This is a genomic window from Acinetobacter sp. ANC_7504 (assembly GCF_056779995.1).
Window position 1 is genome coordinate 41628 of record NZ_JBWYIZ010000016.1, and the last position, 13403, is coordinate 55030.

The 13403-nt window shown below is 40.4% G+C and carries 12 protein-coding genes; 5 read left to right on the forward strand and 7 right to left on the reverse strand.

Annotated elements, in window-relative coordinates; genetic code table 11:
- The first annotated feature begins 183 nt into the window (after positions 1-183).
- From AC1M9F_RS13570 to AC1M9F_RS13585, 4 genes are all read left to right on the forward strand, one after another.
- Complete coding sequence (locus AC1M9F_RS13570) at positions 184-555, forward strand: hypothetical protein (RefSeq protein ID WP_092768494.1); 372 nt, start codon at positions 184-186, stop codon at positions 553-555.
- A gap of 222 nt (positions 556-777) precedes the next feature.
- The gene (locus AC1M9F_RS13575) at positions 778-1431 is read left to right on the forward strand and encodes a glutathione S-transferase N-terminal domain-containing protein (protein WP_035269487.1); all 654 of its coding nucleotides are present in this window, start codon (positions 778-780) and stop codon (positions 1429-1431) included.
- Positions 1432-1452: 21 nt separating this feature from the next.
- Positions 1453-1887, forward strand: a complete 435-nt coding sequence (locus tag AC1M9F_RS13580; RefSeq protein ID WP_035269488.1) for a ClpXP protease specificity-enhancing factor — start codon at positions 1453-1455, stop codon at positions 1885-1887.
- A gap of 19 nt (positions 1888-1906) precedes the next feature.
- Positions 1907-2557 carry a hypothetical protein gene (locus tag AC1M9F_RS13585; protein WP_481598027.1) on the forward strand — a complete coding sequence of 217 codons (651 nt, stop codon included), beginning with the start codon at positions 1907-1909 and terminating at the stop codon, positions 2555-2557.
- Between the two features lie 45 nt (positions 2558-2602).
- Here AC1M9F_RS13585 and AC1M9F_RS13590 read toward each other — a convergent pair whose 3' ends face one another.
- The 6 genes from AC1M9F_RS13590 to AC1M9F_RS13615 all read right to left on the reverse strand — a co-directional run bounded on the left by AC1M9F_RS13590 (position 2603) and on the right by AC1M9F_RS13615 (position 11186).
- Entirely contained in the window at positions 2603-4552 is a 1950-nt protein-coding gene (locus AC1M9F_RS13590) for an acetyl/propionyl/methylcrotonyl-CoA carboxylase subunit alpha (protein ID WP_481598028.1), read from the reverse strand.
- Between the two features lie 87 nt (positions 4553-4639).
- Positions 4640-5470 carry an enoyl-CoA hydratase/isomerase family protein gene (locus AC1M9F_RS13595; protein WP_481598029.1) on the reverse strand — a complete coding sequence of 277 codons (831 nt, stop codon included), beginning with the start codon at positions 5468-5470 and terminating at the stop codon, positions 4640-4642.
- Positions 5471-5484: 14 nt separating this feature from the next.
- Complete coding sequence (locus tag AC1M9F_RS13600) at positions 5485-6642, reverse strand: acyl-CoA dehydrogenase family protein (protein WP_481598030.1); 1158 nt, start codon at positions 6640-6642, stop codon at positions 5485-5487.
- 144 nt (positions 6643-6786) lie between these two features.
- Positions 6787-8400 (reverse strand): acyl-CoA carboxylase subunit beta, encoded by a 1614-nt coding sequence (locus AC1M9F_RS13605; protein WP_481598031.1) that lies wholly within the window; start codon positions 8398-8400, stop codon positions 6787-6789.
- A gap of 24 nt (positions 8401-8424) precedes the next feature.
- On the reverse strand, positions 8425-9306 hold the full coding sequence (locus AC1M9F_RS13610; protein ID WP_481598032.1) for an SDR family oxidoreductase: 882 nt from the start codon (positions 9304-9306) through the stop codon (positions 8425-8427).
- A gap of 74 nt (positions 9307-9380) precedes the next feature.
- Positions 9381-11186, reverse strand: coding sequence for an acyclic terpene utilization AtuA family protein (locus AC1M9F_RS13615; protein WP_481598033.1), 1806 nt, complete (start codon positions 11184-11186; stop codon positions 9381-9383).
- 154 nt (positions 11187-11340) lie between these two features.
- On the opposite strand from AC1M9F_RS13615, the gene AC1M9F_RS13620 reads away from it, so the two are divergent.
- Complete coding sequence (locus tag AC1M9F_RS13620) at positions 11341-11943, forward strand: TetR/AcrR family transcriptional regulator (RefSeq protein ID WP_481593999.1); 603 nt, start codon at positions 11341-11343, stop codon at positions 11941-11943.
- A gap of 52 nt (positions 11944-11995) precedes the next feature.
- Here the strand turns inward: AC1M9F_RS13620 and AC1M9F_RS13625 are convergent, their stop codons facing one another.
- Positions 11996-13159, reverse strand: a complete 1164-nt coding sequence (locus AC1M9F_RS13625) for an acyl-CoA dehydrogenase family protein (protein ID WP_481598034.1) — start codon at positions 13157-13159, stop codon at positions 11996-11998.
- Between the last annotated feature and the right edge of the window lie 244 nt (positions 13160-13403).

Below are 13403 nucleotides of genomic sequence, written 5' to 3' on the forward strand. Positions count from 1 at the left end.
ACGATACTTTAAAATGAATATTAAACGCTGATATCAATAAAAAGACACTAGTTTTTATTGCTCTATTTTGACTGACTTAAACAAATATATGCTTAATCATCTATCCCAATTTGAGGATTGTTAACTTTTTACAACTTTATTAAAAAATACTTTCATGCAGTTTTTTAAATTAAAGGGATAAAAATGTTAAATAGGGAAATATGTTTATCATTCGCCGTAGCCGCTACAATATTAGGTACATCCAATATTGCACAAGCAAATAACTCACAATCGATAGATGCTTTAGCCGTGTGTTGGCAATCCAATACGGGTAAGCATGTTTGTGATGGACCCATACAAAGATTAATGTCTTCATATGAAAACATAAATAAAGCATTAGAGTTAGTTGGATGCTCAGATGGATATCCTGTACAAAATAACAGTCTGGTACATCGATCTTTAGGTCAAAAATTCTCAATGGTTTACAAGTGTGGCTATAAACTTAGACCTGGCGACACAAGTGCATTAACTAACAATCGCGACGTCCGTCAATGGTGGAGTGGAATCATACATTAGTGCACAAGGCCGATTTAAAGATCGGCTTTTTATATCGCTTTGGATAAAAAGCTAAAGATTAAATTTCAACAATACAAGGATAGAAATTTAAAAAACCACGTTACAGACATAAATACGATTCAATATAAAATCCAAGTGTTTTGATAGGCATCGCTCATTAAACGATGATTTTAGCGTGCATTTTTAGTATCCTTATCTATTCATTAATACTTTGATTGGAATATGTCAGTCGAAACCACCCCCTTACAAGGCATCACCGTTTATAGTCATGCAGATGACTTTCGATCGCATTGGATTCGCTTCTTACTGGCAGAAAAACAAATTAAACATAATTTATTTATTGTCGACGAAGACAACGAGGATCTTGCGAGTTTAAATCCATACAATCGACTCCCGATGATGATTGAAAATGAGTTAAAACTTTTCAATACATCCATCATTTCTGAATATTTAGATGATCGCTATCGTCAGAATAAGTTATATGCAGATGCTCCTGCTCCACGTGCAGAACAACGCCAATATATATGGCGTTTTGAAAATGACTGGTTAAAACTTGCAGATGATATGTTGCGCCACCCAGACACACTTGATGTTGACGCACAAAAGGCAGCTCAAAAAAAGTTAAAAGATACGCTTATCTCGCTGACACCTTTGTTTCAGCACTATCCTTATTTCATGTCTGAACAATTTACAATTTTAGATTGCATGTTGGCACCGATTTTTATACGGTTAAGAACGATGGGGATTGAGCTTCCAAAGCAACAATGCCGCCCGTTTTATTTATATTGCCAGCGTGTTTTCAGTCGTCCAGCCTTCATTAAGTCCATGACGGTTCAGGAAAAAAATCGTTATAGTCCTGAATTAAAATCCGCTTAAAAAAGCAAAAGAGTGAGTCACATGTCTGATCAAGAAATCAAATTAAGTCCAACTCGCCCGTATTTAGCACGTGCGATTTATGAATGGATTTGCGATAACAATCTCACCCCATATCTACTGGTAGATGCCACACAGCCTTATACCGATGTACCTACACAGTTCGTTCAAGACGGTCAGATTGTTTTAAATATCGTGCCACATGCTGTGCATCAACTACACATGAGCAATGAAGCGATTACCTTTTCTGCACGTTTTGGTGGTGTTTCCAAAGATATTTATGTGCCAATCAATGCTGTACTCGGGTTATATGCAAAAGAAAATGGTCAAGGATTATTCTTTGATCCTGATGAATATGCCAATGCACAAACGGATGAAAATCCGATAGAATCTAAACAGCAACAAAATCAAGAAAATGAAGCACCAAAGAAAAAACCAAGTTTAAGAATTTTGGATTAAAAACTTACAGGAGAGTTGAATGGCTTTTGATTTAGTACAATATTTTGTTGAGCAGACCAAAATTCAAAAGCCTCAGTTGTTGAAACAGTATCCAGCTGAACAACGGCATGAATATTTCAATGAATTAAATATCTTAGCTTTAGGTAAACTCATCAGCCTATGGCGTAAAGACGAAAAAAAAATATACCAAGAAGTTCATGCCGCTGACCAACTTTATATTCAAGAAGTCGCACGGCATTTGACGACATCTCAACATAATCAGTCTACGCTGTCTCATCAAGAACTTGAAACCGCGACATCAGAGATTTTGACCTTACAGCTTAATGAACTTAAACAACTTGATGTAACAGGTCATTATCAACTACAAGGCATGAATGAATTACTTCAGGGTCAAGTTGAACATCTCTCTGGTAAAGCAAAAGATTGGGTTTGGCTAACAAATAACCTAAATGAGTTGATTGGTTCTCAACCTGTCATTCAAGAAGAGATATCATTAGACCAAACGATGAAGGAGTTTCATGACATGGTCAATCAAGTTCAACATGATCACCACGATGTTGCTGAGCCAGAAGTAGTAGCTACACCAACTTGGGCAAAAGTTTTAGAACCTGTAGTTGCGATTGCAATTCTTTGGGTGCTTTACTGTGCAGTACAAACAGTATTTGCATAAATCTGGTCATAAAAAAAGCCATCGTTAGATGGCTTTTTTTATTGCTTATTCAGCATCAACCTCAATATTCATCAAGATTTGACGTTTTTTCACTTGCTGACCAACTTGTCCTACGATTTCACCCACAACACCGTCGACATCTGACTTAATTTGCTGTTGGATTTTCATCGCTTCAAGAATCAATAATGTTTGCCCTTTAGTTACACGCTCTCCAGGTTGAGCAATGACATTTATAATTGCACCATCCATTGGGGCACGAATTTTACCATCCCCTGCCACATCGGCAGTCTCAGGTGGTAAATAGGTAATATTTTCCACCATGACGTTGCCATTCGCGCGATCTAAATAAACAAAATTACCATCAAGAACATAGTCGATTCGACGTCGAATTCCATTAATGCTATAAATCAATTGCTGTGTATTTTGCGCTACAACCTCAATCGACTGGCTTTCACCACAGGTTTCAACACTCACTGAACGACCATCACGATGCACAATGAGATCTAACTTTTGATCATCATATCGAAGTTTCAGTGGTAATGCTGAAGAAACTCCTGTGTTCCAATCTGTTTGCGCAGATGCATTTGTCAACAACGCTGCAACCAATGCTAAGCTTTCTAAATTTAGACTCTGCTTATTCAAACTCACATCACTTTGGAAATGCTGTTGAATAAAACCAGTGTTCACATCACCTTCCACCACAAGTGGATGACGTAATAAGTTAACTAAAAACTCCTTATTACTGTTTACACCTAACAGTACAGAATCATTTACGGCACGAGCAAGTAAACGGATCGCATCAGTACGAGTTTTACCATGTACGATGATTTTAGCCACCATTGGATCGTAGAATGGGCTAACTTCATCAGTTGGCATCATGCCGTGGTCGATACGTACGCCTTCTAAATCTGCAGGTTGCCAACGCAAGATTTTACCTGTTTGTGGTAAGAAGTCTTGGCGTGGATCTTCTGCATATAAACGCACTTCAATCGCATGACCATTCATGGTCAATTCTTCTTGTTTAAGCGGTAAAGTTTCACCGTTTGCGACACGAAGTTGCCATTCAACAAGATCAAGACCTGTGATCATTTCTGTTACAGGATGCTCAACTTGTAGACGCGTATTCATCTCTAAGAAATAGAATTCACCTGATTGATCTAGTAAGAATTCAACCGTACCTGCACCCACATAGTTACAAGCTTTGGCTGCGGCAACTGCGGCATCACCCATGGCTTGACGTGTTTCTTGTGTCAATACTGGACATGGTGCTTCTTCAACCACTTTTTGGTGACGACGTTGAATCGAGCAATCACGTTCAAATAAATACACGTAGTTGCCATGTGTATCACCAAAGACTTGGATTTCTACATGGCGAGGCGCAATCACTGCTTTCTCGATAATCAGCTCACCCGAACCGAACGCATTTTCTGCTTCAGAACGGGCAGTTTTTAACGCTTCAAGCAAATCAGCTTCTTGATGTACAAGACGCATACCACGTCCACCACCACCTGCTGATGCTTTCACCATCAATGGGAAACCTACTTTTTTCGCTTGATCTGCTAAAAAGTCGATGTCTTGTTGGTCGCCTTCATAACCCGGTACACATGGTACGCCTGCTTCAATCATGGCGATTTTAGACAAACGCTTACTACCCATGAGCTCAATCGCACCTGCTGGCGGACCGATAAAGGTAATGCCGTTTTCTGCACATGCTGCGGCAAAGTCAGTATTTTCTGATAAGAAACCATAACCCGGATGCACAGCATCTGCGCCCGTTTTCTTACACGCTTCGATAATATTTGGAATCGATAAATAAGATTCTGATACTTTTGAAGGGCCAATATAAACCGCCTCATCTGCTACTTGTACATGACGCGCATTTTTGTCGGCATCAGAATACACAGCAACGGTTTCGTAACCTAAGGCTTTTGCTGTACGCATCACACGAGCAGCAATTTCACCACGGTTTGCAACTAATACTTTTGTAAACGCCATAGTTCCACCAATATTCTTTAGGCTCCCCTTTAATTTCGGGGAGCGTATCCTTTTTAATTCACATTCATACAGGCGTTGGAATGTGGTTTATTCTGCCCAGCTTGGCTGACGTTTTTGGATAAACGCCATAGTACCTTCCATGCCTTCTGCACTTGCAACTGCTTCTGCGAATTGGCGTGCTGCATCATCTAATAACGGTCCCAATTCTTCTTTGGTGGTACGATGTAATAATGCTTTGGTTGCACGAGATGCCAATGGCGCACAGCGTTTAATTTGGGTAATGGTTTCTTCAAGTGCCGATGCAAGTTCAACTTCATCTGCAACTACTTGATGCACAATCCCCACCTCTAATGCGGTTTGACCTTTAAAACGCATACCTAAAAGTGCCAAACGACGTGCTTGAGTTAAGCCAACACGTGTCACCACAAACGGTGCGATTTGTGCCGGTAAAATCCCTAGACCAGTTTCAGGTAAACCAAATTGTGCTTCTGCATGAGCGATGGCTACATCAGAGACACATGCCAAACCAAAACCACCGCCAAGTACCGCACCTTCAAGTACAGCAACTACGGTTTGTGGTGCTTGATCCACTTGCTCAATCATTGCACCAAAGGTACGGTTAAAATTGGTATAAGGTGTGTTATTACCCACTTCCATGGCTTTAGCACGGATACCTGCCATATCTTTGATGTTTCCACCAGCACAGAAATGACCACCTTTACCACGCAAAATTACAGCACGTACAGACACATCATCTTTAATTGCTGTAAATACAGCCTGAATCGATTCCACCATTTTTAGGCTCATGGCATTACGGCTTTCAGGATGGTTTAACCATAACGTTAAAATGCCACCGTCTTGCTCTAGGATGATGCTGCCATCAACCTCTAAATTGGCAATTGAACTTGATAATGTCATATCAGATCTCCTGCTTATTTTTTCTTACCAGGAAGGATGTCCATCATCTTACAGATAATCCCAAGCATGATTTCGTCTGCACCACCACCGATCGATACTAAACGACCATCACGGTAGAATTGGGCAGCTGGGTTATCAGCCATAAAGCCATTACCACCCCAGAACTGTAAGCAGCTATCTGCAACTTCACGCGTTAAACGACCCGCTTTCAGTTTTGCCATAGATGCCATTTGCGTTACGTTTTCACCTTCGATATGCAATTGGCAAGCACGATAGGTTAATGCTTTCAGCGCTTCAATCTCAGTCATTAACTCAGCAAAACGGAAATGGATATATTGGTTATCAATTAACGGCTGACCAAATGTCGTACGCTCTTTAGTGTACTGAATTGTTTTTTCGATACATTGCAACATACCACCCATTGCATTAGCTGCACCCCACATACGCTCTTCTTGGAACTGAAGCATTTGCATCATAAAGCCCATGCCTTCTTGACCCACTAAGTTACGCTGTGGAACACGTACGTTGTCAAAGAACACCTGTGCAGTGGTACTTGAGCGCATACCTAATTTGTCTAATGGCTCAGAGAATGTAATACCCGGTGTATTCGCAGGAACCACAATCATTGACTTGTTAAAGTGTGGTTTACCATCAGATGTATTCGCTAACAAACAGAAGAAGTCTGCTTGTAGAGAGTTTGTGATCCACATTTTATGACCATTGATGATGTAGTCATCACCATCTTTAGTTGCTGTGGTTTTTAGTGCTGCAACGTCAGAACCTGCTTGAACCTCAGATACCGCAATCGCTGCAACTTTTTCACCTGCAACTGCTGGCGTTAAAAACTCATCACGTAATTCTTTAGAACCAAAACGTGCAATTGCAGGTGTTGCCATATCCGTTTGTACACCCATCGCAAGTGCAACACCACCGACATTGATGCGACCTAATTCTTCTGCAACAACAAGGTTATAAGAATAATCTAATGCTAAACCACCGTTTTCTTCAGGTTTACAGATACCCAATAAACCCAAATCACCCATTTTTTTGAATACTTCGTGGATTGGGAAACGACCTGCTTTTTCCCATTCTGCTGTATATGGGTTAATTTCGTTTTCTACAAATTGACGTGTTGTACGGCGTAGCGCTTCATGCTCTTCAGTAAATTTCATTTTTTATGTCCTTTAATTTCAATATTTGTTTTTAATCTTTAATCCCTCCCAACCTTCCTTTGAAAAAGGGAGGAGCTTTCTCACTTCATTTAAGAAAGCTATTTCCTCTCCTCTTAGGAGAGGGTTAGGATGAGGTAATAAAAGTTAGAATCTTGGTACACCAAAACGTGTTGGATTCAATTCACGTGCTTGTGATTCATTAATGGTTTGCAATAAGAAAATCAGCAATTTACGTGTATCACGTGGGTCGATAATGCCATCATCATGCAACATTGCAGTATTAAATAGCGCTGTAGATTGTGACTCTAATTTCATTGCTGTTGATTGCTCTAAGAAGTCCAACATTTGCTCATTTGGCTCCATGCCAGATTCACGTTGTTTCGCTTCCGCAACAATACGAAGAACTTTACCAGCTTGCGCACCACCCATTACCGCAACACGTGAGTTCGGCCATGAGAAGATAAATTGTGGGCCAAGTGGACGACCACACATTGCATAGTTACCTGCACCGTATGAACCATGTGCAATGATCGAAATCTTCGGCACTGTACAATTGGCAACAGCTTGGATCAGTTTAGAACCATGTTTAATGATGCCGTTTTGTTCTGCATCTGTCCCTACCATAAAGCCTGTGGTGTTATGCAGGAATAAAATTGGGCGTTTAGTTTGTTCACATAATTGAATAAACTGCGCTGCTTTTGCTGCACCTTGTGGCGTAATCGGGCCATTATTAGTAATGATGCCTAAGTGCATACCACCAATTTGCGACCAACCACATACCGTATGTGAGTCATACTCATTTTTAAATTCGAAGAAATCAGAATCATCAACAATACGTGCAATGATTTCTTTCATATCAAGTGGCTGCTTGGTATCAGATGGAATAATACCTAACAATTCTTCTGCTGAATAACGTGGTTCTTTGTATTCTTGTGTTTCAAGTTTAACTTGTTCTTTCCAGTTTAAATGCTTAAAGATTTCACGTGCGATACGGATACCATCAGCGTCATTTTCTGCTAAGTATTCTGCTGTACCTGCCACTTGTGCGTGCATTTCTGCACCACCTAATTCTTCAGCAGTCGCAACTTCACCTGTTGCAGCCAATAATAATGGTGGACCTGCAAGCAACATTTCAGTTTGCTTACGAACCGTAATTACATAATCAGATAAACCCGGTTGGTATGCTCCACCTGCTGTTGCGTTACCATGGACTACAGAGATTTGTGGAATCCCTTTTGCAGATAAACGTGCTTGGTTGGCAAATGTTGTACCACCCGCAGTAAATACTTCTGCTGCGTAGTTTAAGTTTGCACCACCACTTTCTGCCAAAGTAATGATTGGTAATTTTTGCTCTAAAGCAATTTGGTGTAGACGTAAGCTTTTGTGTACGCCCATTGGTGCAATCGTACCACCCTTGATTGCGCTGTTATTTGCAGCAACCATCACACGTGTACCGTTTACAAAACCAATCCCTGCAATGATCCCACCACCTGCTTCTGAACCATCTTTATCATCATGCATCTTGTAACCCACAAGACCACATAACTCTACAAATGGAGAATCTGCATCTAACAATAAACGTACACGTTCATGCGGTAAGATTTTACCTTTTTTATCAAACTTTGGCTTTGCTTTATATGAGCGATCTAATGCGCTTTGTTGAATAGCACGAATTTCTGCGAGTTGCTCAAGTAGTTTGGCTTTATTCTGTTCAAATACTTCACTTCCTACTGCAACTTCGGACTGAATCACCGCCATACAGTTTCCTCCTTGTAATCTGAATTACTTTTTGTCTTCTTTTTTCTTTAATACTTCTGGAATAAATGCACGGTGAAAGCCGTTATACGACTCACTATTATTCGCAGTCGATAATGGGAATACGCGTGTACCTTGTGAAGCAGCACCATCAATACGTACTGTCATCCCTGAAACAAAGTTGGCCGCTTCAGAGAGTAAATACACAATCGCTGAAGATACTTCCGATTCTGTTCCCATGCGTTGTAAAGGCACATTGCTTGAAAGATTAGGGATAATAAATTCCGCCACTGGGCCTGAATAAGTATCCATCCCTGATGAGATAATCCAACCCGGTGCCACGCAGTTTACACGCACACCTGATTTACCCCATTCCACCGCAGCCGTTTTAGTCAAGTTATCTACACCCGAACGTGCTGCACCTGAATGACCCATGCCCGGCATACCGCCCCACATATCTGCTGCCATATTGACGATGGCTCCACCATTTTTTGCCATCCACTGGTTATAGGCTTCACGCATAAGATAGAAGGTCGAATGTAAGTTATTACGGATGACAGCATCAAAACCATTGGCAGAAATACTTTCTAATGTTGATGGGAACTGACCACCTGCATTATTGACTAAACCATCGATGCGACCGAACTTTTCGATCACCTCCGCAATCATGTTTTTCACTTGTACTTCTTCGCGGTTATCACACACGATGCCATGTGCGTGACCACCGTCTTCAGTGATTTCAGCAATCACATTTTCAATTTTTTCGATCTTACGACCTGTAATCACCACTTGCGCACCAAGTGATGCAAGCTCATGCGCCGTACAACGACCAATGCCCGAGCCACCACCTGTGACAATCACGACTTTGCCAGCAAATGCATCATTTCTAAATATCGACTGATAACCCATTACTTACACTTCCATATATGAATCAATTGTTTTTTTTATTTTGCTTGGGCATCAGATGATGCCCGTACGCTGGCTTACAATAAATTTGCAGGAACTTTTACCGGTATATCTAATAATTGTTGTGCAAATGCTTTGCCTTGTGGATCAATACGTAAGCTCGCAACACCACCACCACCAAGCGCATCAATTAACAAGAAGTTAAGTGCATTTAAGCCCGGCAATTCATAGCGACGTACTTCGCCACCATTACCACCTTCAAACACATGCTTCATATATTCCGCAACATTCGCTTCAGTTAAAGATGCACGAATCCAAGGTAAAAATTCTGGTTTACGTGCAAGTACACCGATGTTGCTGTAGTTACCTTTATCACCACTACGTGCATGTGCAACTTGTACTAAAGGCACTTCAACTTCATTACCTGTTAAAGTTGCCACTTCACCTGCTGGAATGGTTGGGATTTCTTGTGGTGCTTCACCATGCGGAACATCAACTTTATGACGCTCGCCATTGATATCCACTTCGATATTTAATTTCGATTTTTCTACCAAGAACGAGAATAATTTAATTACTGGAGATGGTTTTGGACGCCCCCCCACAATCCCTGTTAATGCAGGTGCCATACCTGTAGAAGCTTGTGCAATTTCAGAAGCAAAGAACATACATGCTTCTTTAAACATATGTTTAACTGCAATTTTCACCACAACTTCACGTGGATTTTGCACACGTCGGTTTGCACCATAGGTTGTTTCCGTACCTAAAATCTCAATAGATTTTTCAGTAAATGGTGGAATTGAACGAAGCGCCATTACACGCTCAACTTTATTTAAAATTGCATTAGAAACGGCATAAGCTTTTTCTTCTGCATCTTGGCCTGCAAGTAAGAAGCTCACTAGAACACGGTTACCATCAGGATAGGTCGTGCTTACCTTGTAGTGCTGTGTCGGTGCTTTACCTTTTGCACCTGTAACCAATACACGGTGCTCGCCTACTTGCTCAAGTTTTACTTGGCTAAAGTCAGCAGTTACATCAGGCAATAAATAAGCTTGTGGATGACCAATTTCATACACAATTTGCTCGCCCACAGTACCTGTAGAAACTAAACCACCTGTACCATTTGGTTTAGTGACGATAAATGATGAATCTGCTTTCACTTCAACAATTGGGAAGCCCATGTTGTCAAAGCCTTCAACCAAACGCCAATCTGTGAAGTTACCTCCAGTACACTGTGCACCACACTCAATCACGTGACCTGCAAGCGCCGCTTGTGCCAATTTATCGTAATCGCTTAAATCCCATTTGTATTCGTGCAATAAAGGCCCAATCACCACAGCCGAATCCACCACTCGACCTGTGATCACAATGTCTGCACCTAAATCCAGAGCATCACGAATCCCTACAGCACCCAAATAAGCATTACTACTTGCGACATGTGGAGGAAGATCCTCACCATTAAACATTTCTTTTATATTTTGTTTTTGAAGTTCAACGTGCTGATCCATTAAATCATCACCAAGTACCACCGCAACTTTCAAATCTAAACCAGCATTTTTGATCACTTCTTGAAGTGCATCACGGCATGCCAATGGATTTACACCGCCAGCATTACTTACAACTTTGATTTTCTTGTCCGCAATTTTTTTGATGAGCGGTGTCATAACACGACTAACAAAGTCCAATGCATATCCATGAGAAGGATCTTTCATTTTGGCTTTTGCCATGATAGACATGGTGATTTCTGAAAGATAATCAAATACTAAATAGTTAATATCCGACATGTGTACCAATTGAAATGCAGCTGTGTTGGTATCTCCCCAGAAACCTGAAGCACAGCCAATTTTTACAATTTTTTGTTCGTCCTGAATATTTGTCATAACCATCTCATTATTCTGTTTAGAATTTGAGCTTAATCTACCAAGCAAGCGCTTGGTTTGTAAAGTGCAAAATGTTATTATTATTTGCAAATCTGCTTATTGCGCTAAAATTTGCATGGAAGCAACGCGTTTAGAAAACAAAATAGGATAAAATAACAAGATGATCGCGACCTCTATTGACCAAATTCAACCAATAGCCTGCTTTGACGATACACCACGTGGTCGTTTACTTTTGGGGGCAGCTTATTTATTCCATAAACAAGGTTATGCCAAAACCACTGTTCGTGAACTCGCTCAGTTTATTGGTATCCAATCTGGAAGTTTATTTCATCATTTCAAAACCAAAGACGATATTTTGGCACATGTGATGGAACAAACCATCATTTACAATCACGCTTGCCTTGAAAGTGCCATATCCACTTCAGACCATCCAGAGCAACAACTCAAGGCTCTGATTAAAGCTGAACTCGATGCGATCTCTGGGGATACAGGTTCCGCTATGGCTGTATTGGTCTATGAATGGTTTTCACTTTCTGAGGAAAATCAGAAGAAACTATTAAAATTAAGAAATGATTATGAAGAGATATGGCTGAGTGTCATCAAGGTATTACATGACAAAGGCAAAATTAAGCACGATCCTTTTATCTGGCGAAGACTGATTGGTGGGTCAATCGCTTGGACCGTAACTTGGTACAATCCAGAAGGGAAAATGTCACTTGATGAGTTAACCAATATCGTCTGGGATATGGCAATGAATGCTTAACTTTATATCTGATCAATTAAAAAAGGTGGCTTTAGCCACCTTTTTATTTCTTTTAGAAGCCCAGCTGTCGACTTGCCAAATCTTTCATAATTTCCTCAGCTCCACCGCCTATCATATTCACTTTAACTTCGCGATATATACGTTCAGATTTCATGCCACGCATAAAGCCCATGCCGCCTAGTGTTTGAACGGCTGCATCAGCACAGAATTGCATAGTTTGCGTTGCTACGTTTTTGAGCATACAAATTTGTGCAATCATTTCATTCCCCTGAAGTTCAGGACGACCCATTTTATATGCCGTATCTTCAAGTAAAGCGCGAGTCGTTTGTAAACGTGTTGCCATATCTACCAATTTATGACGAACCACTTGGTGATCAACCAAACGCTTACCAAAAGTACGTCGCTGTTGAGCCCAATCTAAAGCTTCTTCATAACAAACTTTTGCATAACCATAACTACTCGCAGCCAAGAAAAATCGTTCCATATTGAAATTATTCATGATAACAAAGAAGCCCATATTCTCAGGACCAATCAAATTTTTTGCAGGCACTTTAACTTGATCGAAGTGCAAATGAGCTGTATCAGATGCCCACCATCCCATTTTATCTAACTTCGTTTTTGTAATACCTGGCGTATGAGCATCAATCAGTAGCATTGAGATACCATTGGGTCCCTTTCCTTCAGGATCAGTTCGAACGGCAACAGTATAGTAATCAGCACGAATACCAGAAGTAATAAATGTTTTTTCGCCACTGACTACATAGTAATCACCTTCTTTTACTGCTTTTGTTTTAAGTGCTGCAACATCAGACCCCCCTCCCGGTTCTGTTATTGCTAATGCCGAAATCTTCTCACCTGATAAGATTTGTGGCAAAACCTCTGCTTTAACATCTTCACTTGCAAAGCTATTGATTGGCGGTGCACCGATCATATGTGAAAGTAAGGAAGCGATTAACCCACCTGATGCCGCCTTTGCCAACTCCACACATCCCAATAAAGTATAGAATGCATCTGTATCAGGGATACCCCCGTATTTTTCATCAAAACCTGATGCCATCAATCCAACTTCTGCAGCTTTTTTGTAGAGTTCTCGTGGAAAAGTTTCAGCTTCGTCCCACTCATTTACATAGGGAATAATTTCTTTTTCTACAAATTTTTTTACTGCATCGGCAAATGCAAAGTGTTCATCTGTGTAATAGATCGGATTGTATTGCATCAACTATGTCCCTGAAATTATTTAAATCCTCATAGGCATACTGACATTTATTGTTGTTTTTTTAATTGCAAGAATCATCAATCTTTTGGCATAAATTAACTGAATGGAGCTTCTTATTTAAGTTAAAAGGATTTAATTATTTTCAAATTCAATTTTTATATATATAAAAAAACACCCCCTTCGAATGAAGGGGGTGTTTAGAATAATGAGCTGGCGATGACTTACTCTCACATGGGTAACCCCA

Excerpts from the sequence above, each read along its gene's own strand:
- AC1M9F_RS13600 (WP_481598030.1), bottom strand. The coding sequence starts at position 6,642 with ATGAAATTTACTGAAGAGCATGAAGCGCTACGCCGTACAACACGTCAA.
- AC1M9F_RS13625 (WP_481598034.1), bottom strand. The coding sequence starts at position 13,159 with ATGCAATACAATCCGATCTATTACACAGATGAACACTTTGCATTTGCC.
- AC1M9F_RS13620 (WP_481593999.1), top strand. The coding sequence starts at position 11,341 with ATGATCGCGACCTCTATTGACCAAATTCAACCAATAGCCTGCTTTGAC.
- AC1M9F_RS13605 (WP_481598031.1), bottom strand. The coding sequence starts at position 8,400 with ATGGCGGTGATTCAGTCCGAAGTTGCAGTAGGAAGTGAAGTATTTGAA.
- AC1M9F_RS13590 (WP_481598028.1), bottom strand. The coding sequence starts at position 4,552 with ATGGCGTTTACAAAAGTATTAGTTGCAAACCGTGGTGAAATTGCTGCT.
- AC1M9F_RS13575 (WP_035269487.1), top strand. The coding sequence starts at position 778 with ATGTCAGTCGAAACCACCCCCTTACAAGGCATCACCGTTTATAGTCAT.
- AC1M9F_RS13570 (WP_092768494.1), top strand. The coding sequence starts at position 184 with ATGTTAAATAGGGAAATATGTTTATCATTCGCCGTAGCCGCTACAATA.
- AC1M9F_RS13580 (WP_035269488.1), top strand. The coding sequence starts at position 1,453 with ATGTCTGATCAAGAAATCAAATTAAGTCCAACTCGCCCGTATTTAGCA.
- AC1M9F_RS13585 (WP_481598027.1), top strand. The coding sequence starts at position 1,907 with ATGGCTTTTGATTTAGTACAATATTTTGTTGAGCAGACCAAAATTCAA.
- AC1M9F_RS13595 (WP_481598029.1), bottom strand. The coding sequence starts at position 5,470 with ATGACATTATCAAGTTCAATTGCCAATTTAGAGGTTGATGGCAGCATC.
- AC1M9F_RS13615 (WP_481598033.1), bottom strand. The coding sequence starts at position 11,186 with ATGGTTATGACAAATATTCAGGACGAACAAAAAATTGTAAAAATTGGC.
- AC1M9F_RS13610 (WP_481598032.1), bottom strand. The coding sequence starts at position 9,306 with ATGGGTTATCAGTCGATATTTAGAAATGATGCATTTGCTGGCAAAGTC.